Annotated in this window: 18 protein-coding genes and 1 other annotated feature; of the genes, 5 read left to right on the top strand and 13 right to left on the bottom strand. The window is 37.7% G+C overall.

Features of this window, described 5'->3' with window-relative positions:
• Positions 1 to 48: 48 nt before the first annotated feature.
• Entirely contained in the window at positions 49 to 1,311 is a 1,263-nt protein-coding gene (locus J2X07_RS06615; protein ID WP_310257674.1) for a M24 family metallopeptidase, read from the bottom strand.
• Between the two features lie 127 nt (positions 1,312 to 1,438).
• Between J2X07_RS06615 and J2X07_RS06610 the strand changes: the two genes are divergently transcribed.
• Positions 1,439 to 2,767, top strand: a complete 1,329-nt coding sequence (locus tag J2X07_RS06610; protein ID WP_310257673.1) for an oligosaccharide flippase family protein — start codon at positions 1,439 to 1,441, stop codon at positions 2,765 to 2,767.
• A gap of 452 nt (positions 2,768 to 3,219) precedes the next feature.
• Here the strand turns inward: J2X07_RS06610 and J2X07_RS06605 are convergent, their stop codons facing one another.
• The 6 genes from J2X07_RS06605 to abc-f all read right to left on the bottom strand — a co-directional run bounded on the left by J2X07_RS06605 (position 3,220) and on the right by abc-f (position 11,982).
• A complete protein-coding gene (locus J2X07_RS06605; protein WP_310257672.1) occupies positions 3,220 to 3,663 on the bottom strand; it encodes a hypothetical protein in 444 nt (147 codons plus the stop codon).
• Between the two features lie 24 nt (positions 3,664 to 3,687).
• On the bottom strand, positions 3,688 to 4,449 hold the full coding sequence (locus tag J2X07_RS06600; RefSeq protein WP_310257671.1) for a TspO/MBR family protein: 762 nt from the start codon (positions 4,447 to 4,449) through the stop codon (positions 3,688 to 3,690).
• A gap of 241 nt (positions 4,450 to 4,690) precedes the next feature.
• Positions 4,691 to 6,469 carry an ABC transporter ATP-binding protein gene (locus J2X07_RS06595; RefSeq protein ID WP_310257670.1) on the bottom strand — a complete coding sequence of 593 codons (1,779 nt, stop codon included), beginning with the start codon at positions 6,467 to 6,469 and terminating at the stop codon, positions 4,691 to 4,693.
• Positions 6,466 to 8,205 (bottom strand): ABC transporter ATP-binding protein, encoded by a 1,740-nt coding sequence (locus tag J2X07_RS06590; RefSeq protein WP_310257669.1) that lies wholly within the window; start codon positions 8,203 to 8,205, stop codon positions 6,466 to 6,468. Before J2X07_RS06590 ends, J2X07_RS06595 begins: the two co-directional genes overlap by 4 nt.
• A 502-nt stretch (positions 8,206 to 8,707) precedes the next feature.
• Positions 8,708 to 10,252, bottom strand: coding sequence for an FAD-dependent oxidoreductase (locus tag J2X07_RS06585; RefSeq protein WP_310257668.1), 1,545 nt, complete (start codon positions 10,250 to 10,252; stop codon positions 8,708 to 8,710).
• Between the two features lie 113 nt (positions 10,253 to 10,365).
• Positions 10,366 to 11,982, bottom strand: coding sequence for a ribosomal protection-like ABC-F family protein (gene abc-f, locus J2X07_RS06580; RefSeq protein WP_310257666.1), 1,617 nt, complete (start codon positions 11,980 to 11,982; stop codon positions 10,366 to 10,368).
• Positions 11,983 to 12,400: 418 nt separating this feature from the next.
• Here abc-f and cbpA point away from each other — a divergent pair, with 418 nt between their 5' ends.
• Positions 12,401 to 13,048 carry a cyclic di-AMP binding protein CbpA gene (gene cbpA, locus J2X07_RS06575; protein WP_310257665.1) on the top strand — a complete coding sequence of 216 codons (648 nt, stop codon included), beginning with the start codon at positions 12,401 to 12,403 and terminating at the stop codon, positions 13,046 to 13,048.
• Positions 13,049 to 13,448: 400 nt separating this feature from the next.
• On the opposite strand, the gene katA is transcribed toward cbpA, so the two are convergent.
• From katA to aroC, 5 genes are all read right to left on the bottom strand, one after another.
• Complete coding sequence (gene katA / locus J2X07_RS06570) at positions 13,449 to 14,909, bottom strand: catalase KatA (RefSeq protein WP_310257664.1); 1,461 nt, start codon at positions 14,907 to 14,909, stop codon at positions 13,449 to 13,451.
• A gap of 406 nt (positions 14,910 to 15,315) precedes the next feature.
• Entirely contained in the window at positions 15,316 to 16,605 is a 1,290-nt protein-coding gene (gene aroA / locus J2X07_RS06565) for a 3-phosphoshikimate 1-carboxyvinyltransferase (protein ID WP_310257663.1), read from the bottom strand.
• Between the two features lie 16 nt (positions 16,606 to 16,621).
• Positions 16,622 to 17,719, bottom strand: a complete 1,098-nt coding sequence (locus J2X07_RS06560; RefSeq protein ID WP_310257662.1) for a prephenate dehydrogenase — start codon at positions 17,717 to 17,719, stop codon at positions 16,622 to 16,624.
• A gap of 16 nt (positions 17,720 to 17,735) precedes the next feature.
• Positions 17,736 to 18,809, bottom strand: a complete 1,074-nt coding sequence (aroB, locus tag J2X07_RS06555; RefSeq protein ID WP_310257661.1) for a 3-dehydroquinate synthase — start codon at positions 18,807 to 18,809, stop codon at positions 17,736 to 17,738.
• Between the two features lies 1 nt (position 18,810).
• Complete coding sequence (aroC, locus tag J2X07_RS06550) at positions 18,811 to 19,980, bottom strand: chorismate synthase (protein ID WP_310257660.1); 1,170 nt, start codon at positions 19,978 to 19,980, stop codon at positions 18,811 to 18,813.
• 45 nt (positions 19,981 to 20,025) lie between these two features.
• Positions 20,026 to 20,226: a binding site (T-box leader), on the bottom strand.
• A 307-nt stretch (positions 20,227 to 20,533) separates the two neighbouring features.
• Between aroC and J2X07_RS06545 the strand changes: the two genes are divergently transcribed.
• Positions 20,534 to 21,616: a bifunctional 3-deoxy-7-phosphoheptulonate synthase/chorismate mutase gene (locus tag J2X07_RS06545; protein ID WP_310257659.1), complete on the top strand. Its 1,083-nt coding sequence runs from the start codon at positions 20,534 to 20,536 to the stop codon at positions 21,614 to 21,616.
• 198 nt (positions 21,617 to 21,814) lie between these two features.
• Positions 21,815 to 23,200, top strand: coding sequence for a peptide MFS transporter (locus J2X07_RS06540; protein WP_310257657.1), 1,386 nt, complete (start codon positions 21,815 to 21,817; stop codon positions 23,198 to 23,200).
• 50 nt (positions 23,201 to 23,250) lie between these two features.
• On the opposite strand, the gene J2X07_RS06535 is transcribed toward J2X07_RS06540, so the two are convergent.
• Complete coding sequence (locus tag J2X07_RS06535; RefSeq protein ID WP_310257655.1) at positions 23,251 to 23,451, bottom strand: DUF6501 family protein; 201 nt, start codon at positions 23,449 to 23,451, stop codon at positions 23,251 to 23,253.
• Positions 23,452 to 23,630: 179 nt separating this feature from the next.
• Here J2X07_RS06535 and J2X07_RS06530 point away from each other — a divergent pair, with 179 nt between their 5' ends.
• Complete coding sequence (locus J2X07_RS06530) at positions 23,631 to 24,593, top strand: quinone oxidoreductase family protein (RefSeq protein ID WP_310258183.1); 963 nt, start codon at positions 23,631 to 23,633, stop codon at positions 24,591 to 24,593.
• The last annotated feature ends 36 nt before the right edge of the window (positions 24,594 to 24,629 follow it).

Below are 24,629 nucleotides of genomic sequence, written 5' to 3'. Positions count from 1 at the left end.
TTTTACTAAAGGGATTAGAGGATTTCAATTGAAATTTTTTACCAGTCCTTAAGATGTAATAATATGAAAGGATGTTTGTCTTTCTGTTAAGTAATGCATATTGTTTTCTTTAAAACAAACCGACTCTTCTAAATAAATAGGAATATCCTGCTGCCACTCAGGTATAAAAGTCCTTATATTAAACTCTAACGCATAACACGTATTATTTTGAAGGAGCAGCTCTCCTCTAACGGGTATTTCTCCTTGTTTGTCATATAATCCGATGATTGGCCCGGCGGCATGACAATGCGTTCCGATGGGATGTGAATACAGCATAGCGGAAATCCCTTTAGCCTTCGCACTTTCCATTACCTGGTTGAATATTTCATTACCGCTTATTCCATTTGTACAGGAAACAAAAAATAGATCTTCAAAATCATTACCGATTCGTAATGCTTTATTTAATCCTTCGGGAACATTCGTTTCATTCGGAAGCAAAACATATGCCAATTGCTGTGTATCGGTACACAAACCTAAATATTTTATACCGAAATCGAGATGAACAATATCTCCAGGAATAATTGTACCAGTAATGCGATCTGCTTCAGCTTGTTTTCTTTGAATATCCACTGTCGGATAAAACGACGTTTCTAATCCAAGATCTAACACTTTTTGCCTAATCCATTTCACAACATCTCCTGTAGTTGTTATATGTGGTTTTATTACTTCGTTTGAAAGGGTCATTTTTACAATTGATTGAGTAATTTCCGCTAATTCTTTGTACATATCCAGTTCTGATTCAGTTCTTAGCTGAAGCCAGTCTAATACAATGGGTTCCGATGATATAAGTTTCTTTGCATGAGATGGACCGATTGTTTCTTGAAGTGTTTCATAAAAGGAATGACTGATCCCATCACAAAATGCAAAATGAGAGGAATTGTTGATTGCAATGTTTTCTGGATGATAGAAATCCATTAAATGTCGCAGTGCTTGGAATGGGCTCTCCCCTGTTTTAAATGGATAGCAAGTATAAAAAGGCTCAAAATCTTTATTGGGATGGATAACAAAGCGATTCGTTTCACCTTTTTTATCTTTAACAAAAGCAAAAATCGTTAATCTTCTTGAACTATCAATCGCTGAAGGAAAAAGGGTTGAACCGATGGGATCTTCGTTATACTCTCTTGCGATTGTTATCCACATATCTATTTTGTGTTTTTTCATTAATCCAGGCAGCAAAAATTGGAGTCTGTTCAAAAGCCATTGATCCATGATTTTATCTCGTTCCGCTAGTGTCAATATGGAGATATTGTTTTTGGTTTTAACTTTCATCATTTACACATCCTCATTTTTGCAATTTCTAATGAAAACTCTTCTATATAAGATTCCAAACTCCTTCATGGTCTTGTTTGTCCATCAAGAGCATATGAATAGGAGGACAACGTGTACAAGGAGATGCATCATGAAATTATTTTTTCGTGGAGTCTTATTACTAGCAGCCGCCGCGCTTATTGGTGAAAGCCTGGAACTTTTAGTGAACATTATTCTTGCCAAACAACTCGGTGAACATGGATTAGGACATTATATGTCAATCTTTCCAACCGTAATTTTGATCATTATCATAGCTAGCCTTGAACTTCCTATTTCTATTTCAAAATTCATCGCTGAAAAAGAAGAAAAATTGCATTATAGTATGTTGAAGCATGCTACAGCATTAACGGTTATCATTACAATCGCAATGGTTGCAATCGCAATAGTTGTTCTACCTTTTATATCTGTTTTTAACAGTTACCATCCTCTTGTAAGGTGGTTGATGGTTGCTCTTATTCCTATGATTTCCTTTACTTCAATTGCCCACGGTTATTTTATGGGAAAACAGCAAATGGGGAAATTAGCACTTTCAAACCTTTTCCGCAAAGTAGCCCAGTTGATTTTATTAACCGGCATTTACCAGCTTTTTTCATTTGATAAAGAAACTGCAATCTTAATCGCATTGGCTACATTCGTCGGAAGTGAATTTATCGTTCTCATTTATTTGTTCACATCTTATTGGCTGCAGTATGGGAAAATGAAATCGCAGGCCAATCAAATGATGAGCGGCAGGTTTGTAGCAAAAAGTTTAATGGCAGTTACAGTACCTACTACTGGGCTCAGGCTTTTTCATGCTTTGACAAATGCCATCCAGCCATTTCTTATCAAATATGCACTATCCGCAACAGGCTTATCTGATGTAGCAGCTACTGAACAATTTGGTTTATTGGCAGGTGTAGCAATTGCGATCGGCTTTTTCCCAGCATTTATTGCACATTCTCTACTCGTTGTTTTAATTCCGACCGTTTCAGAAGCAACAGCCAAAAAAGACATAGAAAAATTAAAAATGCTCCTAAGAAGAGTCATGTGGATTACAGCTGCATATGGGCTGCCCGTTATTATATTTTTTCTGCTCTTCTCTGAACATTTAACGATCCTTTTTTTTCATTCTTCATCTGCTGCTACTTATTTGGAATTACTTTGGCCGAGCTTTTTATTTACTTTCTTTTTAATTCCCTTGCAAGCCTACTTAATAGGTCTAGGTTTAATTAATACGGCGTTTATCCAATCTGTTTGGTCGACATGCATTTCATTTTCGCTTATGTATTTTTTAGGTTCACGTCCTTCATTGGGTATGCATGGAATTATTATAGGTATGAACGCTGGATCGGTGTTATTAATGCTGCTCCATTATTTTTCAGTATGTAAAGCCATTGGAATCACAACATGGCTGAGACCGAAAAATGAATTTCACTATTAACAGCTGATTTTCGTAAGCTTAGTTGTCTTTGAATAATGTTAATTTCCACTGCAGTGGCTCGCTTTCCTCAGGGTGTGCGGTGAGCCCATTCGTAGCCTTGCGACATTGAATGGGCTAACTTGTCCCACTCATCCTGTAGGAGTCTCGCCCTTCCGCTCCAATTAACTTTTCAAAGAAGAACTGCTTGAAAACCTCTTAATAGCAACAATCTTTCAGAAAAGAGCGTTTAGAAAAGAGCAAAGTTAAAAAACTGGCAAGCATATGCTTCCCAGTTTTTTAAAATTTTCGTAAACTTTGTTGTCCTTAGAAGTGGATGATTTCCACTACAGGATGCTCGCTTTCCGCGAGGCGTACGATGAGTCACATTCGCGCTTTGAATCTGTTGTGTTTCATCTGTTTGTTTAGCAGAAGCTTCTAGCCTCTCAGGGCAAAACTTAATGGTCCTTTTATTTTTATGATTTAATTTGCTGATTTTGAGCGAGAATAGCGCGGAAATTAAAACGTTCGTCAGCCTCATTCTTAATAAATATCCATTGTTCAGGAATTCTAGATTGTAGAAAACGGAGCTGTTCATCATTCAATGCTAATTGAATACTTGCTTCATCCATAGAAAAATCCTGATTTTCTTCTAATGAAAATTTGGTTTGAATTAAATTAAGTAAACCTCTAATGGTTATGAATTTGTACGTATATCCTTCATGTATGGCTTCTATCATAGACTCCCAATGATCTTCAGCATACTGAAACAAATACATCCAGCTCGTTTCTTCCTTATCAATATGCTTTAACGCTTGTAAATCATTGTTCCGTAATACTTCAATTAACTTGTTCCCATCAACTCCGCCGGCAATTGCGGCTTCCATAAGCAGACCTGCAGGCATAGATAATTTAATCAAGTTTATTCCCCTTTCAAAAAATAATTAAGACATTCTTAAATGATGTATGGAATTCGTTCGTTTGGATGATCTCCAAATGATAAAAATTAAAAGCAATGCAGCTAAGGAAAAACTAATATTTGATAAAAGATCTAATGATCCCATGTGTCTAATACCAATGCCGAAATACGCCCAAACGAATACAAGTGTATATAAGATGTCATTGTTTTTTAAAGAAAAGTACATAGCCAACAATGTCCCGACCAATAACATAATAATTGTCCAAGTGACATCCGACAGTCCAAACCCTTTCCATCCATTGTATTTTAAAACGACTGACGCATTTACAATTGTAGCTACAGATACCCATCCTAAATAAATAGAAAAGGGGATTCTGATAAACGAGCGGTATTCACCGTTATTGTAAATCTTCGAATAAATAATAATTAATGAAGCTAATAATCCAATCATGACAAGTAGTGATAACTCAAGTTTTTCATAATGCCAAACAAAGATCCATAAACAATTGAATAGACAGCTTAATAAAAACCAATATCCGATTCGTCGAAAGACAGCTTTATTTATTTGTTTTGGCAATGCCTGATAAATTACCCATAATCCTAACAATAAATAAATAAGACCCCAAATGGAGAAAACATATCCGCTTGGCGTAATGAGTACGTTATATTTGTCCGACAACTCTCCCGTAGTATTATCGTTTAAAGGCAAAGATTCAGCGAGGAAGTTCACCAAAATGACAGCTGCGAATGCAATAATAGTCAGGTAAGCCCTTATTTTATGAGTCATACCTATATCCCTCCTTATTGGACATCTTCTTTCATATATACCCAATAAAGAGAAATATTATGAAAAAACAAGGCGATCCCGATTCAAGAATTGCCTTGCTTTCCTTTGAATTAGTTCATTTTCGTTTTAGGCTTCTCGCTTGCTGTGGGATGTGCGGTGAGCCCTTTCGTCGCCTTGTTTTTCAAATACAGCATGTAGCAACAATCTCATAGAAATGAGCCTTTAGAAAATAGTTTTTGAATTAATTGCTAAATGCTTGGGTTCCTATTTCGGCTTCTCGTTTAAATAGACGACTGTATACACCATTTTCGGAATTCAGCAGTAATTCATGGTTTCCTTCCTCGATCATTTTGCCGTTTTCTATAACGATAATTCGATTGGCTGCAAGGACAGTAGAAAGTCTGTGTGAAATGATAAAAACGGTTTGTTTTGACTTTCTATTACTAATAGCCTGATTGACTTGCACTTCAGTTATTGGATCTAGTGCAGAACTCGCTTCGTCCAGCACTAAAATAGCTGCATCTTTCACAAGTGCCCTTGCTAGTGATAACCTTTGCTTTTGTCCACCTGATAGTAAGCTTCCCCTCTCACCTACTGATGTGTTCAGTCCTTCTGGCAAAGATTGAATAAATTCTCCTAATCCACTGTCATAAACGGCACTTAACAGTTCTTCATCTGTTGCTTCAGGTTTAGCTATTCTTAAGTTATCAGCAAGAGAACCATTTCTAAGCTGAACATCCTGTGAAACGATAGCAATTTGAGAACGGAGCCATCCGGCATCGATTGTGGAGATATCAACCCCGTCTAAATGAATCGTACCACAATCTGGTTCATAAAAACGCAGCAGCAAGTCTACTATCGTGGACTTACCGGATCCGCTAGGTCCAACAAGAGCAATCGCTTCACCGGATTCAACGGTAAATGATAATCCTTTTAAAACTTGTTCATCCTTTTCTGGATATCCAAATGAAACGTTATTCAGTTCAATAGAACCATCAATTTCCGGCAATATTATCCCTTTTTCTGTTTCAGCTTGTGATGTTCCCTCACTTAATAAAAGTTCAGAACGATCAAGAGCGGGACCAGTTCTTCTGACAGAAAGCCAGTTTCGTAGCATTCGCTGCATTTCGTTAGCAGCAATCGCGACAAGTCCTGCAGCTGTAAGCATTTCCCCCGTTGATAATTTGCTGTTCCAGATTAGATAGGCACTAAGACCATAAACGACAGCTAATGCAAGGCCATTATAGCTTCCGATAACGACGATAGATTGCATACGTGCTTTTAATTCATATCTAGACTCTTTTATAAAAGATCTGCGAATCTCTGCAACACTTTCAACCTCTCCATCTGATACACCAAGTACTCTTGAGAGATGGATACCGGTTACCGATTCACGAAGTCTTTCTAAATAGCGGGAAGCTTCTTTTCTCGCGTTACCGGATGCTTCTCTTGTTCTTTGACCAACTGCATTGGAAGTCAGGTAGAAAATGACACCTAAAACAACACTCGTAATCATAAGGTAAGGATGGATCCATAATAAGACTAAGCTATAAAGAATGACACCTTGAACAGAAGCCATAAATGTAGAACCTTCCCATGCAAGGAAATTATGCAGGGTATCTGGATCATCAGATACCCGCGCGAGCATTTCACCAGACTGGGTATTTTGATAAAACGAAAATGGAAGAAGCTGAAGATGTTTAAACAATCGAAGTTTCTGCCAGTTGGTTACTGTTTTTGCAACTTGATGACAAAAGTATTCATCGATTACCATCAGAATTAAATCAGCAACTGCAGCAAATACAAGCAGCCACATCAATCCCCATAATAGTTTGTTTGATTCATCTGGCAATATCGTATCTACAAGCCAGCCCATTGCGAGCGTTGGAATGAGGGCTGAAAACACCTGGCTGATCGCAATTACGAATGCATCTGCGAAAACCCAGTTCTTATGGGGTTTTAGAAAGGCAAGAACGCGTCTGCCGTCACGGTTTTTTTGCTTTACAGCAGCTTGGTTCATATCGCTCTCTCCTTTTCTAATTCACTGTATTGTGCCATATAAAGTTGATAATATTGGCCTTTTAGTGATAATAATTCATCGTGAGTCCCTTCTTCTGCTACTACTCCTTTATCCAGAAGTAATATTTTGTCTGCATCCCTTACAGTTACGAGCCGATGTGCAATCGTGATTGTTGTTCTGCCAGGAATGAGTGATTCTAAAGCAGATTGAACTCTCTCTTCTGTTTCTCCATCAAGTGAAGAAGTGGCTTCATCAAAAATTAAAAGTGCAGGATGCCGCAGTATTGCTCGGGCTAGTGCAACACGCTGGCGCTGTCCGCCAGATAACTTCAACCCTCTTTCACCTACAATTGTTTCATATCCCTCGGGAAGAGCTGCAATGAAATCTGTTAATCCAGCAGCTTCACAAGCACGTTCTAATTCATTTTGTGTGGCATTTTTTCTTCCATATAATAGATTCATCCGGAGGGTATTGTTTAGTAGAAACGTCTCTTGCGATACCACTCCAACTTGTTGTCTAAAAGAATTCCTGTTATAAGCAAACAAGTTTTGCTGATCAATTTCGATTCTGCCTTTTTCAGGCTCGTATAAACCTAGCAGCAGCTGAATAAGTGTAGACTTCCCACCGCCGCTTGTTCCAACGATTCCGATATGCTGACCGGCTTCCATAGTTAACGATACACCTTTTAAGACATACTCTTCTTTATCCGGATATCGGAACCAAAGATCATCTACTTTAATATCTCCTCGAATATCTCCCATTTTCGGCAGATTTTCTTCATGTTCTACAGGTAGATCAAAATATTCATAAATTCGCTGAAGAGCTGGAATGGCCTGTTGAATGACCAATGCATTTTCAGCTAGTGACCGAATTGGAAAAAACATTGTCGGAATAAAGCCTAAACAAGCAACGAGTGTACCGACTGAAATTGAATGGTTCCAAACGGCAAGACCTCCAACAACCATTACTACCCCAGGAGTTGCAATGTTAAATAAGTTGCCAAGTCTCCAGTTTACCTTTCCGATCAACGCTGCACGAATTGAAAAATTCTTCCAAGCTGTAAGTTTTTTGTCTTGTGTTTGTACTTCTCTGTTTTGTGTCTGAAAGGTACGAACTAGTCTGGTAGATTCAATGCTCTCTTGCAGGTGATGATAAATATCTGCACTCATATCACGTTGAACAGCACTCATTTTTCTCATCGTACGACCTAATTTAAACGATGGATATAGGTAAATAGCAAAAACGGCAAACATAACGATTGCAACTGGCCAATACAGCGCAAAAACGGCAATAAATGCAGCGACAGCACTCACAACTTGCTGTATAAAGCGTGGTATTACAGTGTTGTTTAAGTTCTGAACGGCTTCAACATCATGTGTAAGCCGGTAGAGCATATCTCCGCGTGGTGTAGTGGTAAAGAATGACATTGGTGTCTTGTGTAAGCGTCCAAAAGCTCTTAATTGCATATCTGTAATAACATCGAGGCCGATTTGGACTTGAATAAATTCTTGCAGAGATTCAAAAACAATTTTAAATAAAAATGCAAAAAATACACCCGCAACTAACCAGCCCATCATATCGGTCATTTTATTGGGAAGAATTTCGTCAACCAGCTTACCTGCCAATATAGGTGGTATTACAGTGAATGCACCGCCGATTAACGAGCACCCAAATGCAAGCAGCAGCCCCCTCCAATAAGGTTTAAAGTGCTTAAGCGTCACTGATAACAGCTTCATAAATAGTTCCCCCTCCCGCTCCAAGCACTTTATTTTATACTATTTTCACAAAATTTTCATTATTTTTACTTGTTATTTTTTCACAAATAAAGGAATAAATTGTGTGGGGTCTGACCCCACACAATTTATTTACTTAACCGATTTTTTAGATTTGCTTAGAGCAGTTTGCTCGATTTCCAAAGTATATTTTATATGTTTTCAATTTAATTCATTTTTTCAGCTTATCATTCTATCTGGAAGTTGCGTAAATGTACGATGTCCGATTCTGCACAGAAATATTGAACTCACTTTCGTATAGTATGAAGTTTAATTATAAGAAATTAAGTATGAAGAGGTACTTATTAGGTCTCGTATAAAATAAATTGATCTTTCTAGAAATTTCGATATCAATTATTAATACAAGACTCTATCTGATAAATGAATTTTATGTCAAAAAAAAACAAAAAACCTTAAATAACCACTACTACTCGGAGTCATTTAAGGTTTTTAATCACTAAATTGTTTAATTCAAATCAATCTTTTTCAATGGTTTTTTTGCTGGACCTTCTACCACATCTCCTTTATAGGAAAAACGTGATCCATGGCACGGGCAATCCCACGTGCGGTCACCGCTGTTCCATTCTACTTCACATCCTAAATGAGTACATTTCGTATCAACAATGTGAAGCTCTCCTTCAGCATCTCTGAACCCGCCGCACCTAGCACCTTCTAACGTTACTGCCCCGCCTTCGCCTTTGTTTAGACTCTGGGGATGCTTTGCAGGTTTATCTAATTTTCCAGATACAAAGTGTTTTGCTACGTCAGCATTTTCCTTAATGAATTGCTTCAGATCTGACGGGTCGGCTTGGAAACGCTGGGGTTTGTACAAGTCTGCGAATTCATTTTCACGATCTAGAATATAATCGCGTATAATATGGGCAGCAAGAGTTCCTGTTGTCATTCCCCATTTTCTAAATCCTGTTGCAACAAATATATGATCATGCTTATGTGTGAGCTTGCCGATAAAAGGTACTTTATCTAGTGAAATTAAATCCTGTGCAGACCAGCGTGATAATACTCTTTCTACTTTTAATGTTTTTTTGGCTTCCTTTAATAATGCTTCATAATGGAGATGAGTCGGGATGCCCTGTCCGGTTTGATGACTTTCGCCGCCTAGAAGAACAATTTTTTCTCCATCTTGTAAAATGGACCGGTATGAACGGACTGTATCGTCAACACTTAAATACATCCCTTCTGGAAACTGTTCTTTAGTTTTAACCGCCAAAACATATGATCGTTCAGCCATCATTCTTGTAAAGTAAAACCCCATTCCGTCAAAAAACGGGAAGTGTGTGCAGCAAACCACAAAGTCTGCTTTTACTTCATGACCGTTTTCGGTTATTACAGTTGCTTTTTTATCACTTTTACTTTCTTGTATATCTGCAGCGGTTGTGTTTTCGTATATTTTCACTCCAAGGCATTCAAGCTCTTTCACTAATCCAATTAAATATTTTACTGGATGAAAATGTGCTTGCTTTCTCATAACGAGAGCTTTTTTATGGGGGATTTCAAATGGGATCTTTTTGATTAAATCACCGTCGATCTCTAAACGTTCATAAGCTAGAGCTTCTTTTTCGAGTTTTTTTACACCATTTTCTGTATTCGCATATAGATATGCATCATGAGGCTCATAGTTACAATGAATGTTCTTTTCCTTAATTAAATCATGAATGAACCGACCAGCAAATTCATTGGATAGATAGTATTTATTTGCCCTTTCAACACCTAAATGTGAGATGAATCTATCATAAATCAGCCCATGCTGTGAGGTAATTTTGGCTGTTGTATGTCCAGTTGTCCCATTTATTATTTTGCCTGCTTCGATCAGTATGACTTTTCGACCTTCTTTTGCAAGCAAGTAGGCGGTTGTAATCCCTGATATACCGGCTCCTACAACAACAATTTCTGATTCTTTGTTTCCATTTAACGATTGATATTTTGGTATTTCAATATTTTGTCTCCATAAAGGTTCAGGAAATTGCGGTAAAATAAATTCATCTTGTTTCAAAATTAAAGACCTCCTACTTTTTCACCTTATATCATTCCCATTATTACCTAGAGAAATATGAAACAATCAAAAATAAGAAAAACAGGCTAAAAAAACAGCCTGTTCATTTATTTTTATTCTGCTCGTTTTTGTAGTGCATAACTGAAGCTACCCGAATAATTTATTAGATGCCCATCTTCAAGCCATACCGTCCGTTCAAATAACTTATTCATAAAATAACGGTCATGTGTAACAGCAAGGATGGTACCATTAAATTCTTCTAATGCTGCTTCAAGCGCTTCACGGGATTCGATATCTAAATGATTGGTAGGTTCGTCAAGAATTAAAAAATTAAATCCTTCGTAAACAAGCTGTGCAAGGCGCAGTCGTGTACGTTCTCCTCCGCTCAAATCTGCAGCTTTTTTATAAACTACGGCTCCATAGAATAAAAATTTAGCAAGGTGATGTCTTGCTTCACCATCTTCCATGATTACTTTTTCTTTGAAAATATCCAGAACTGTTAAATTAGGATTTGCATCAAGCCCTTTTTGTGATAAATATCCAATGGATACGGATGGTCCTAGTTTGATGTTACCGCTATTTAACGAACCGTCTTGGAGCATTTTTATAAGTGTGGTTTTTCCTGTTCCATTTTTCCCGACTAAAGCAACCTTCTCTCCAAATCTGACTTGGAAATTGATATTCTTAAAAAGGACACGATTTTCTAATGTCTTATATACTTCTTCAAAAATGACGACATCTTGACCGCTTCTTTTATTTAAATTGAATTCAAAAGCAGCTTTTTTCCTGTCAAGCTGTGGACGCTTCATATTTTGAATGCGATGCAAAGCTTTTTCCATATTCCGTGCTCTGCGAAAGAATTTTTCATTACCTGACCGAGCTCCCCATTCCCGAAGCTGTTTGATGGATTCTTTAATTTTCTTAACTTTCTTTTGTTGTTCTTGATATTTTTCAAATTCCAGCAGAAGGCTGTTCTCTTTTTCTTTTATAAATTGTGAGTAGGAACAATTGTAAGCAACACATTCGCCGTCTTCAATATCAATTGTCTTGTTCGTTACTTGATCTAAGAAATAGCGATCATGACTGATGATCAGTACGGCTCCTTTGTACTTTTGCAAATAGTTTTCAAGCCAGTTCATCGTATCGACATCAAGGTGATTCGTTGGTTCATCCAGTAACAGCAATTCAGGTTCTTGTAATAAAAGACAAGCTAATCCAACCTTTGTTTGTTCACCGCCGCTTATTTCATGGAATAACTGGTCGGATAAATGAGAGATTCCAAGTCCCGTCATTACACCGGCTATCCTTGATTCTATCGCATAGCCGCCTAAATCCTCATACGTTTCTTGAAGTTTATATAATTTGTTTAAATTTTTCTCCAATCTGTCTGATTGTTCTGGATCACTAATTAATACATTAACCTTTTGTATATTTTGTTCGATCTCTCTTATTTGTTGAAAAGCAGCAGCAATTACTTCATAGACCGTTGATTGAGAATCATAGTCCGGTATTTGTGCAAGATAACCGACTTCCGCTTCTTTTTTGATAAAAATAGAGCCTGAATCAGGCTGGTCGATTCCACTGATCAGTTTAAAAAGAGTGGTTTTTCCAGAACCATTTCGGCCAACAATTCCTACTCGATCATTTTCTTGAATTTCAAAAGAGATATTTTTAAGTATCTCATTACCGCCATACATTTTTTTAGTATTTTGAACAGTGCATATAATCATCTGTATCATTTTCTCCTTTATTTATATTTGCTACTGTCCTTTTTCTGCATAAAAAACCCATGAGCAAAGTACTTAGCCCATGGGTTTTCATACTAATTGAAAAAGGAAAGGGTAAGGTTGCTTATCGATGTGAACTATTTAAATAACCGGTTTTGGACAGACTAATCCAATTTTGCGAAATCACGTAAGTAATTGAACGGAAAACCACTAACCAGTTAAATAGTTGTACACCATTAAGCATGCCTTACACCTCCTTTTTTGCGTCTGATTTCATTATTTCATTTAAATTATATGACAGAATATTCAGAAGTGCAAATCAGAAAAAAGTTGGAGATGATAAAAAGGAAAAGCAGGTATGTTGTAATATATGTCGAAATATATTTAAAATATTTATATAATTCTGAAAAGGGTGTGTCACATGAAAGTTAAATCTAATTATCTAGCAAAATCTAAAGTAAAGTATGTAACTGAAAATATGTCGATTAGCGAGGCTCGCTTCACTATAATTCAGTCGGGTTATCGATGTATACCTGTATTGGACGAAAAAGAGGAAAAATTTGTAGGCTTGCTTTTTAAGGAGACAACATCCGACTATATTATAGAAAATGTTGGTTCTGTAAAGGACCATGTAAGTAGAGTCGTTGAAGAAAAAGACGCATTTATTCATGAGAATACACCTTATTTTAAAGTTTTATTTTCGATAAGACGTCTGCCGTTTATGGCGGTAGTCGATGATGAACATCAATTTTTAGGGATTATCACTCATTCAAAAGTTATGGATATTTTAGAAGATTCATATGGTATTAAAAAAGGCGGTTATTCTTTAACAGTTTCAACGACGGAAGGAAAAGGTTCACTCAGAAAATTATTCACAGTCATTCCTGAAGAATACAATTTAGAAGGTGTATTTACTCAAGATGCCGGAAAACAATTTCTACGCAGAGTAGTTATTACCTTTAATGAAAGTGTATCTCTTAAAGAGATCGAAGTGTTAGTGCACCGTATTGAAGCTAATGGATTTAAAGTAGCCGATATCGAGGACCTTCGAACATTTGCAAGTGTTTAAAAATATGGTTGTTTCCTTATTCATTGTTGCATTTGAAAGTAGTTGAATTCCTTTCCAGGTTGCTCGCTTTCCACGGGGCAGACGGTGAGCCACATTCGTACGTTTTACTCTTAAGTGTCTCACCTGTCTAGCTGTAGCGGTTAGCCCCTCGAGGTCAAAAGTTAAATGGTCCTGAAGGCAAAAAGCGCCTTCTTAGTCCCTTTCCCTTTTGCTTGTCGGGGCTGACCAAACCACTTCAGCCTTTCGGACTGCCCGCCTGTCCCGTAGGAGTCTCACACCTTCCACTCCAATCAACTGTCAAGGAAGACAATAAAAAGAGATTAAAAGGCAACAATCTTTTAGAAAACAGCCAAAAACATAACAAAAGACGTCCTTATCATGAGGACGTCTTTTGTTATGTTTAATTTACTTCCTGCGGAATAGATAAACCAAGTCCATTTGCAATTCTCAATCCATAGTCTGGGTCCGCTTTATAGAAGTGGCTAATTTGACGTAATTTGATTTCATTACTTTCAACGGGCTCCATTGCACCGATAATCGTTGATACGAGACGCTCTTTTTCTTCTTCTGATAAAAGGCGGTATAAATCACCAGCTTGTGTAAAATGATCATGATGATCATAAGAGACACTTTCAGCAACCCCTTCTACTGGATAAGCAGCTTGTCTGTTTTCAGAGACTTCTTTAGGTCCGTCAAAACTATTAGGTTCATAATAAACAGCTGAACCTCCATTGTGATCAAAACGCATTTGACCATCACGCTGATAGTTATTCACTTCATTGCGAGGACGGTTAATGGGAAGCGCTTGATGGTTTGCCCCTACACGATAACGGTGTGCATCATGATAGGCAAACAATCTGCCTTGCAGCATTTTATCTGGAGATACGTCGATTCCTGGTACTAATGTTCCAGGAGAAAACGTAGCTTGTTCCACTTCAGCAAAATAATTTCCAGGATTTTTATTTAAAACCATGCGGCCGACTTCAATTAGCGGATAGTCTTTTTGTGACCAGACCTTTGTAACGTCAAAAGGGTCAAAACGATACGTATTTGCATCTTCTAAAGGCATAATCTGAACGTACAATTTCCATGCAGGAAAATCACCCTTTTCAATCGCATTGAATAGATCTTCTGTATGGTAATCAGGGTTTTCACCAGATAGTTTAGCAGCGAGTTCGTTTGATAGGTTTTTAACACCCTGCTCTGTTTTAAAATGATATTTTACCCAAACTCCATCACCTTCTGAATTAACCCATTTAAATGTATGGCTGCCAAAGCCGTGCATATGACGGAATGTTGCTGGTATACCTCTATCTGACATAAGTATCGTTACTTGATGTAGTGACTCAGGTGAAAGCGACCAAAAATCCCATATCGCATTTGGGTTTTTTAAATGTGTTTGGGGATGACGTTTTTGTGTATGAATGAAGTCTGGAAACTTAATCGCATCTCGAATAAAAAATACAGGTGTGTTGTTTCCTACTAAATCATAGTTCCCTTCTTCTGTGTAAAATTTCACAGCAAATCCACGAGGATCACGTACCGTATCCGCTGATCCGTTTTCACCAGCAACTGTTGAAAACCGGACAAATAGAGGTGTGCGTTTGCCGACTTCTGATAAGAAGTGAGCTTTTGTGTATTTTTTTACATCGTTTGTTACCTCAAAATACCCGTGTGCTCCTGCACCCTTAGCATGTACAACTCGTTCAGGAACGCGTTCCCTATTAAAATGTGCAAGTTTTTCTAATAGATGTACATCTTGGATTAATGTAGGTCCGCGCGATCCTGCAGTCATTGAATTTTGGTTGTCCCCTACAGGTGCACCCCAGCTTGTCGTCAAATGCTTCTTTTCATTCGTCATTAAACGTCACCTCATTAAATGAATTTATTGTACATTTTAATGATATCACCTCTCAATGGATAATCAATACTTTTTTATAATAATTCTAATGTGAAAAATGTTATAAACTGTCGAATGGTGATAATGCTCAAAAAAAGAGCTGGCCTTGTTTACAAGTCAGCTCTCTGCATTATTTATTTAAACTTTTTTCGTAAGCTTTATTGCTTTTGAAAGTAGTAAATTTCCGCTCTATGGACTCGCTTTCCGCAGGGTGTGCGGTGAGCCCTCTCATCGCTTTGCGATATTGAGTGGTCTCACCTGTCCCACTGATCCTGCAGGAGTCTCGCCCTTCCGCTCCAATTTAACATTTCAATGAAGAACTTAACCAAATATCTCTCCATTGCATCAATTCATGCGAAAACAGGCTTTAATTATGATTTGCTAACGATTTTAGCTGATCGAAAAATGATGGATATGATACAGCCACTGCTTCAGGGTTCATAAGCTTTGTTTCTCCTTTAGCAATACAAGAAGCAATACTCAGCATCATCCCGATTCGATGATCTCCATAACTGTCTACTTGAGCCCCTTTTAGAGATGTTTTGCCATGAATAATCATTCCATCGTCTGTTGCTTCAATGTTTGCACCCATTTTGCTAAGCTCATCAACTACCGTTTTTATACGGTCTGTTTCTTTTACTCTCAGCTCATGTGCATCTTGAATTATCGTTTTCCCTTCAGCTTGAGTAGCAGCTAGTGCGATAATCGGTATCTCATCGATTAATCGCGGAATCAAATCACCTTTGATAATCGTTCCTTTTAATTTAGAGGTTTGGATAACTAAGTCACCATATGGTTCGGAGCTTTCACTATTTACGTTTTCGAATTGTATCTTTGCCCCCATATTTTCTAACACATCCAGAATTCCTGTTCGGGTAGGATTAAGACCAACCTTTTTTAATGAAATCGTACTTTCAGGGATGATCGCACCTGCTACTAAAAAGAACGCTGCAGATGAAATATCACCCGGGACCTCAATATGTGTACCTTTTAATTCCTGTCCGGCATTTAACGAAACCGTTAATCCTTTTTGATCAACCGAACATCCAAAAGCTTCAAGCATACGTTCTGAATGATCTCTTGATTTTGCAGGTTCTGTTACAGAGGTTATGCCTTCTCCTTGAAGACCAGCGAGTAAAATAGCGGATTTGACTTGTGCGCTTGCAATTTTAGAATGATAATCAATCCCTTTTGTGCTTCCTCCGGTAATTTTAAGAGGTACTTTATTCCCCTCCTCTTTCCCATCAATGATGGCTCCCATTTCTTTTAATGGCTGAGTTACTCGATTCATAGGTCTCTTTGCAATTGAGTCATCACCAGTTAACACAGTGGTAAAAGGAGTATTAGCTAAAATGCCAAGCATCAGCCGGATCGTCGTTCCAGAATTTCCTACGTATAGTTCCTCTTTTGAAGGTTGAAGACCTGAAATTCCCTTGCCTTCCACTGTCACTTGTTCATTTATTTGTTCTATTTTTACACCGAGCTTTTTAAAACAAGAGATCGTACTTAAACAATCTTCACCTGGCAAAAAACCGTTAATTGTAGTGGTCCCCTCAGCTATCGATCCGAACATGACAGCACGATGCGAAATGGATTTGTCGCCGGGAACTTTAATTGAACCGTTCAAACTTTTTATGGGAGTCAGTTGTTTTTCCATGTCCGGCCACTCCTTCTTATAGTGTGATATGTGTTAAATAATCTTCTTTTTGTAATAATTGCTGTGCTAAATCTCTCTCTTCTTCGCTTTGGAAACTGATTCTCAGAACACCGTTTAGTCCTTCTCTGACTTCCAAAATGGAAATGTTAATAATGCTGATTTTAGCATCAGCCAAAATCATAGTTACTTGTGATAGAGTACCGACTTTATCTAATATATCTACATATAGATCTGAAAAAGGCTGAATAGCCCCTTTAGACCGAACGGGCAGACCGTCTCTAAACTCTTTGGCGCCGTTAAAATAATCATAAAGCTCATCTTGGCTGCCATTTTCAACGAACGTTATAACGGTATCCATTTCATTCTTCCATTCATGCAAAAGTGAAAGTAAATGAGTTTTGTTCTGGCTGACGATATCGCTCCACATTTTTGGAGAACTCGAAGCAATCCGGGTAATGTCACGAAAACCGCCTGCAGCTAATTGTTGAACTAATGGATGATCTTCTGAATGAAATTTTGCAAGCCTTACAAGGCTTGAAGCAATCAGATGAGGAAAATGGCTTACAATTCCAGTGAGAAAATCATGATCTTCAGGCTTTACGGTTAAAAGTTTAGCTTTTGTTCCTTTCAGCCATTCTTTTGCTTCATTCAATCTGCTTTCTGGTGTGTTTGACACAGGGGTCAACATATAAAAAGCATTTTCGAAAAGATGTACTTTCGCACTTTCTACACCCGTTTTATGGGAGCCTGCCATTGGGTGGCCGCCTATAAAAGCTATACCGTTTTTGGACAGTTTTTCTGCTTTTTGCATAATTGTATGTTTTGTACTTCCAACATCCATTACGAGTGCTTTGATAGCGGGAGATAATGAATCTAGCGTATCCATTATCCGTAATGTTTCTTCAACTGGCGTTGCGATAAGGATAAGATCTGCTTTTAAAGCATGTTTTTTCCATTCAGCAGCTATTTTATCAATAACACCTAAGGAAACTGCTGTTTCACAATTTTTATTTACTACGTCATAGCCAAATATGACAGCTTCGTGCTCTTTTTTAATCGTTAATGCTATCGAGCCGCCGATTAATCCTACTCCAATCAGTAATACATTTTTCATGGGAAAGCTCCTTTTTCTACCCCTCTTGCAAAAATTCATTCAGCTTACTTTCTAATTCATTTGTATCAATGCTTGATAAGTACGGTACTCCTATGTCTTTTAAAAGAACCATATTGATGTTGCCTTTTGTTGCTTTTTTGTCTTTTTTCATTCTGCCAATTAAAGAAGGTGCAGTTAGATGGTTTGGCAGTTCAGGATACCCTAGTTTTTTAAACCACTTTTTTAGATCCTTGCCAAGCTGTTGCGTTTCTTCTTGTAGTGATAAAGCAAACAGCATTCCAAGTGCAACTGCCTCCCCGTGGGTAATCCCTTTAAATAGAAGCTCTGCCTCTATTGCATGCCCAAGTGTATGTCCGAAGTTCAGATAGGCTCTGACACCCATTTCTCTTTCATCTTGTGTCACGACTTCATTCTTAATCTGAATGCCTCTAGTGAGGGATTTTAATAATTGATCCTGCGAAAATGTATGAAAAGTATGAACGTTTTCTCGAAGCCAGAGATAAAAGTTCTTGTCAGCAATTAAAGAATGCTTTACAACTTCTGCAAAACCTGACCTCACTTCATTTTCAGGTAAGGTACCCAGTAAATCGGTAGAATAGATCACCGCTTCAGGCTGATGAAAAACACCGATCATATTTTTGCCTTCAGGATGGTTGATGCCTGTTTTTCCACCTACAGCACTGTCATGTGCAAGAATGGTTGTAGGAATTTGTATGAACCTTATTCCCCTCATATATGTTCCTGCAACAAATCCGGCGATATCGCCTATCATTCCACCGCCTAAAGCAAGGATGACTGAAGTACGGTCAAGTCCATTTTCTAAGGCAAAGCTTTGACAAAAATAATAGTTTTCGAAGGATTTTTCGCTGTCTCCTGCTTTTAATTGAACAGTTTTATATGAATAATGACCTTCTAATAATTTCTCCACGTCTTTTAAATAAAGCTGTCCGACATTATCATCCGTGATGATTAATAAATTCTTTGGAGAAGGTTTCATTGTTTGTAACAGCGGAACCAATTGGGTTAAAGCGTTCTCTCCAATATGAACGGGATAACATTTAGATGGAGTTGTGATTTTAATGGTCTGCATTTTAAAACGTCCTAGCACGTTCTTGATGCTGCCTAATGTTTTTCTTAATGCTTTCCATGTTATCTAAGCCAAACTGTTCAACGACTGCTTTAGCCAGCTCCCAAGCCACTACTGATTCTGCGACAACGCTTGCTGCAGGAACGGCACAGCTGTCAGACCGTTCAATACTAGCTGCAAAAGCTTCTTTTGTTTCAATATCAACACTTTGAAGTGGTTTGTATAAAGTCGGAATTGGTTTCATAACGCCTCTGACAACTACAGGCATCCCAGTCGTCATTCCACCCTCAAATCCACCAGCGTTATTTGATTTTCTTGTATATCCGTTTTCAATATCCCACTGAATTTCATCATGCACTTCACTGCCAGGTTTTCGTGCTGCATCAAAGCCAATACCGATTTCTACACCTTTAAAGGCATTGATGCTCATAACTGCTGCAGCTAATTTTGCATCGAGTTTATTGTCATAATGAGTATAGCTTCCGACACTTACTGGCATTCCTTCAGCAATTACTTCGACTACGCCTCCAATGGAATCCCCATTCTCTTTTGCGGTATCAATTGCTTCCATCATCTTCTTGCCAGCTTTTTCATCTAAACATCTTACAGGTGATTCTTCTGTTATACTGCGTAATTCTTTTATATTTTCATACTTCGTTTCAGTAGCTTTAATACCGCCAATTTCGAGTACATGTCCTCCGATTTGAACACCAAGTTCGCTTAATATTTTTTTGGCGACTGCACCTGCAGCAACTCTTACAGTAGTTTCTCTTGCTGATGAGCGTTCCAGTACATTTCTCATATCTCTATGGTTGTATTTTATTGCACCATTTAAATCTGCATGTCCCGGACGAGGGCGTGATATCACCCGTTTTACCTCAGTTTGATCATCTTCTAATGGTTCGGCACCCATGATTTTTGTCCAGTGTGTGAAATCTTTATTCTCTACTGCAAGCGTAATAGGTGAACCTAATGTTACACCATGACGTACTCCGCTCAATATTTGGACCTGATCTTTTTCGATCTGCATTCTGCGGCCTCTGCCATGTCCTTTTTGTCTTCTTGCCAGCTCTTCATTAATGTCTTCTGCTAAAAGAGGCAGGCCTGCAGGAACTCCTTCTATAATTGTTGTTAATTGCGGGCCATGTGATTCTCCGGCTGTTAAATATCTCATTTCACATTCCTCCTGTTTAAATGTACAAAAAAATCCCTGCTAATAAGCAGGGACGAATTTCTCGCGGTACCACCCTAACAGCAAAGCATTTGCTTTACCACCTTCATTGAAATAACGGATAATCCGGCTTATAAAAAAGCAGCTCCAGAATTGTAATTCATGAGGGATTTTGTACTGATTTGCACCACCATCAGCTCTCTGATACAGGGAATCCATTCATTACTATTGTTCTATCATAGCGTTTTGTATTATAAAGTTATAGATAGTTTTAACACGTTGAAGCGTTGTTGTAAAGAAATTTTAAATCGTTTTTACAAATTTACAGCACACTACTATAATCGTCAATATATAGAAAAAAGAAAACACATTTTGTAAAAATTTTTAATAAGGTATTGACTTTCTTTCCATTTCCCTTTAAAGTTACAAACAATACTTTACGAGACACACGCTTTAAAGCGCGAAAGTGTCCTGTGTTTAATTATGATAAATGTTAAGCCTATTTGCGGCCGCTATATAGGATCTAAAAAACAGAGATATATGAGGAGGAAATGCTGTGTCAAACGAATTGGATGTATTACGAACTCAAATGGATGATGTTACCCTTAAAATTTTAAAGCTTTTAAATGAACGTGGTGACATTGCACAACAGATCGGCAAGCTAAAAGAAATGCAAGGAGTTAAACGTTTTGACCCAGTACGAGAAAGAGAGCTTTTAGATTTAATTGCTGCTCATAATGATGGCCCTTTCGAAACATCAACGGTTCAGCATATTTTCAAACAAGTTTTCAAAGCAAGTCTAGAACTTCAAAAAGATGATAATCGTAAAGCACTGCTTGTTTCCCGTAAAAAGAAACCGGAAGATACAATTGTTAATGTTAAAGGTGAAAAGATTGGAGACGGAAACCCTCACTTCATAATGGGTCCTTGTGCTGTTGAAAGCTACGAACAAGTAAAACAAGTGGCAGAAGTTATCGCGGGAAAAGGTTTAACATTAATCCGCGGTGGTGCTTATAAGCCTCGTACTTCTCCATATGACTTCCAAGGTCTTGGTCTTGAAGGTCTAAAGATTTTACGTAAAGTAGCTGACGAGCATCAGCTTGCAGTAGTGAGTGAAATTTTAAATCCAAATGATATTGAAACAGCCCTTGATTATGTTGATGTTATCCAAATTGGTGCTCGTAACATGCAAAACTTCGATCTATTAAGAGCAGCGGGTTCAGTTAATAAACCAGTCCTTCTAAAACGTGGTCTTGCTGCAACAATCGAAGAATTCATGTATGCTGCTGAATACATTTTAGCACAAGGCAACAGTCAAATCATCCTTTGTGAACGCGGCATTCGTACGTATGAAAGAGCAACCCGCAACACTTTAGATATCTCTGCTGTTCCTATTTTAAAGAAAGAAACGCATCTTCCGGTTGTTGTAGACGTTACTCATTCAACAGGAAGAAAAGATCTTCTTTTGCCCGCTGCAAAAGCGGCGATGGCTATCGGAGCAGATGCTGTAATGGCTGAAGTACATCCAGATCCGGCGGTAGCATTATCTGATTCTGCACAGCAAATGGATATTCCAGAATTTCACGAGTTCATGGATGCGTTATTAAGTAAAGAAAAGCTAAAATACAGTCACCAATAAGCTGGGAATATATAGAATTTAAAACAGACATGCTCTTGCAGCGTGTCTGTTTTTCTTTTGTTCCTAAGGGATGAAAGTTTGTTTACAGAAAATATTTAATTTTATTAATATTTTAACTTTTAAATATATACTTGAAGTTGAATATTTAGTAAATTATAATTATTTATGTTCGACAAAAAACGACAGGAGTGAAAACTATTGGAAGCAGCGTTAACTGATGCAAAGACAACTAGAAAACATCCCCGTGGTTTATATCTCTTGTTTATTACTGAGATGTGGGAAAGATATAGTTATTATGGGATGCGTGCAGTATTAGTCCTTTACTTGACTACTGCTTTAGTTAGCGGCGGTTTAGGTATGGATCCTGCTAAAGCTATGATGCTATATGGGTTTTACACAGGTGCAGTCTACTTTACTCCGCTTTTAGGTGGCTGGTTAACAGATAAGTTTATAGGACTTCGGACTGCTATAACAATTGGCGGTATTACGATGGCGCTTGGTGACTTTTCATTGTTTGCCTTTGATTCAAAGACAGGAGTGTATCTGGGACTTTTCTTACTTATTATCGGAAACGGATTTTTCAAGCCCAACATTTCTACACTTGTAGGAGAATTATATCCAGATCGAAATGACAAACGGAAAGATGCAGCATTCACCATCTTTTATATGGGAATCAACTTAGGTGCTTTCTTTGCTCCGCTAGTTGCGGGTTATTTAGCAGAAGACTTATTTCATTTTACAGATACAGACGGAATCGAGCATTTTGGTTTTCAATATGCTTTCTTAGCCTCTTCTATTGGTATGATTATCGGTCAAATTATCTTTACTATTTTCAGCCGAAAGTATTTAGGCGAAACAGGAACAAAGCCGATGAGAACCCAATCGGTAACACCAGAAGGTAAATCTAAACCATTAACCAAAAAAGAAAAACAACGTACCATTGGACTTATTATTGTGGCATGTTTCGTTGTCTTTTTCTGGGCAGGTTTTGAGCAAGCAGGAAGTTCCTTCACCCTTTATACTCAAAAGTTTGTAGACCGAAATGTATTTGGATATACAGTCCCAACTTCTTGGTTCCAATCGGTAAATCCATTATTTATCATTATTTTAGCTCCCATTCTTTCAGCTTTTTGGTATAGACTTTCAAATACTCCTAGAGGAGACTTGAAAGCGACAACGAAGATGGCATTTGGAATGATATTATTAGGATTAGGATTTTTAGTGCTTATTCCAGCAGTTCTGCAAACAGGCAGTGATGAATCTCATATTACGGTTAAAGCAAACATGTTATTTATCATTGTGACTTATTTATTCCATACAATTGGTGAACTGTTCTTATCACCTGTTGGATTATCTTTAGTTAATAAAGTATCTCCGGTAAAAATCGCTTCCCTTATGATGGGAGTATGGCTGTTTAGTTCTGCAGTAGCCAATTTTGTCTCCGGTAAACTCGCAGCTCTCACCCACTCATTGGGTTATCTGGAAATTTTCATGGTAATAGGAGTAGCGGCATTTGCATTAGGGTTAATTCTTCTTTTGGTTTCTAAAAAGCTGCATGGTATGCTTTTTAATGAAGAATTGTAATGAAATAATGAAAGCCTGGCTCATTTGAGCCAGGCTTTTTCGTATATTGATTAACCTTCGAAATATTCTTTGTAATACCCCCCTACTTTGCCGGTGTTATCGATAACAAAGTAGAATTCTTCTGTTTCATTTTTTAATTCATACGCTTTTCCTGCTGTAAGTGCCCGGTCAACCATATATTTCTCTGCATCCGTATGTACGCATTTTATTTCCCTAATTGTAGGTCTCTCTGCCCAATCTAGATGAATCATTTTGTATCTCTCCTTTTATCTATTTTCATTCTTATTAAAATTTGTTCTTTTTAAATTTTAATGTGGCAATAGGTTTCATGTCAAATTGGTATAATCAATAGACAATTTCATAGCCAAAGGCATCTGGATATGGTTACAATAATAGTGATAATAGCCAACAAGAGAAATGGAGAATGAGTATGAAAGCACTCGTGTTTGATAAATTTGGCGGACCAGAAGTCTTGGAATATCGAGAAATACAAGATCCTTCTATTGGACCGGATGATATTTTATTAGAAATGAAAGCAATTGGTTTAAATTATGCAGATGTTTATAGAAGAAAAGGCAACTATCATTTAGAAGGTCAGCCTCCCTACATACTTGGTTATGAAGGGGCTGGCATCGTAAAACAAGCCGGAGAAAATGTAGAAAATATTAAGGTTGGTGATTCAGTTGCGTTTGCAGATGTGCCATCCGCAAATGCCGAATATGTTGTTGTCCCGAAAGAAAAAGCGATTCCAATTCCTGATGGTGTTTCTTTTGAATCAGCAGCTTCCCTATTACTTCAGGGTCTTACTGCACATTATTTAACAAAAGATAGTTTTCCCATTAAACAAGGAAATCTTGCATTGGTTCACGCTGCTGCTGGAGGTGTAGGCCAGCTTCTTATTCAAATTATTAAATTGTTGGGTGGGAATGTAATTGGACTAACCTCTTCAGACGAAAAGCGTGAAAAGGCACTTTCTGCTGGGGCTGATGAAGTTTATCTATATAAGGAAGATTGGAAAGAGAAGATTAAGGAATATACGTCTGAAAGAGGCGTAGATGTAGTATATGAATCTGTAGGCTCAACGATAATGGATAGCTTTGAAGTAACTGGCATCGGTGGAACAGTCGTTTTTTTTGGAATGGCAGGCGGTGATCCTGTAAAAATCGATCCTCGTATGCTCATGGATACTTCTAAAACATTAACTGGTGGAGATCTCTGGAATGTACTTACATCGCACGAAGAACGAATAAATCGATCACAAGAGTTGTTTGAATGGGTAAAAAGCGGAAAGTTGAATGTTTTACAAACTACGTTTCCATTAAAAGATGGCGCACGTGCACATGACTATATTGAAAGCAGGAACAGCAAGGGTAAAATATTGCTTATTCCATAAACAAAAGTTAGATTCCTTTCGTTAATAAAAAGGATA

It is taken from the genome of Fictibacillus barbaricus (assembly GCF_031457135.1).
Lineage (GTDB): Bacteria > Bacillota > Bacilli > Bacillales > Fictibacillaceae > Fictibacillus > Fictibacillus barbaricus_A.
The sequence above is the reverse complement of the archived record's forward strand: the minus strand, read 5'-3'. Positions and strand labels throughout refer to the sequence as shown.

Excerpts from the sequence above, each read along its gene's own strand:
- aroA (WP_310257663.1), bottom strand. The coding sequence starts at position 16,605 with ATGGAAAAACAACTGACTCCCATAAAAAGTTTGAACGGTTCAATTAAA.
- abc-f (WP_310257666.1), bottom strand. The coding sequence starts at position 11,982 with ATGATTATATGCACTGTTCAAAATACTAAAAAAATGTATGGCGGTAAT.
- J2X07_RS06600 (WP_310257671.1), bottom strand. The coding sequence starts at position 4,449 with ATGACTCATAAAATAAGGGCTTACCTGACTATTATTGCATTCGCAGCT.
- J2X07_RS06560 (WP_310257662.1), bottom strand. The coding sequence starts at position 17,719 with ATGAAAAATGTATTACTGATTGGAGTAGGATTAATCGGCGGCTCGATA.
- cbpA (WP_310257665.1), top strand. The coding sequence starts at position 12,401 with ATGAAAGTTAAATCTAATTATCTAGCAAAATCTAAAGTAAAGTATGTA.
- J2X07_RS06615 (WP_310257674.1), bottom strand. The coding sequence starts at position 1,311 with ATGATGAAAGTTAAAACCAAAAACAATATCTCCATATTGACACTAGCG.
- J2X07_RS06535 (WP_310257655.1), bottom strand. The coding sequence starts at position 23,451 with ATGATTCATCTAGATTGGGCAGAGAGACCTACAATTAGGGAAATAAAA.
- katA (WP_310257664.1), bottom strand. The coding sequence starts at position 14,909 with ATGACGAATGAAAAGAAGCATTTGACGACAAGCTGGGGTGCACCTGTA.
- J2X07_RS06590 (WP_310257669.1), bottom strand. The coding sequence starts at position 8,205 with ATGAAGCTGTTATCAGTGACGCTTAAGCACTTTAAACCTTATTGGAGG.
- aroB (WP_310257661.1), bottom strand. The coding sequence starts at position 18,809 with ATGCAGACCATTAAAATCACAACTCCATCTAAATGTTATCCCGTTCAT.
- aroC (WP_310257660.1), bottom strand. The coding sequence starts at position 19,980 with ATGAGATATTTAACAGCCGGAGAATCACATGGCCCGCAATTAACAACA.
- J2X07_RS06610 (WP_310257673.1), top strand. The coding sequence starts at position 1,439 with ATGAAATTATTTTTTCGTGGAGTCTTATTACTAGCAGCCGCCGCGCTT.
- J2X07_RS06530 (WP_310258183.1), top strand. The coding sequence starts at position 23,631 with ATGAAAGCACTCGTGTTTGATAAATTTGGCGGACCAGAAGTCTTGGAA.
- J2X07_RS06595 (WP_310257670.1), bottom strand. The coding sequence starts at position 6,469 with ATGAACCAAGCTGCTGTAAAGCAAAAAAACCGTGACGGCAGACGCGTT.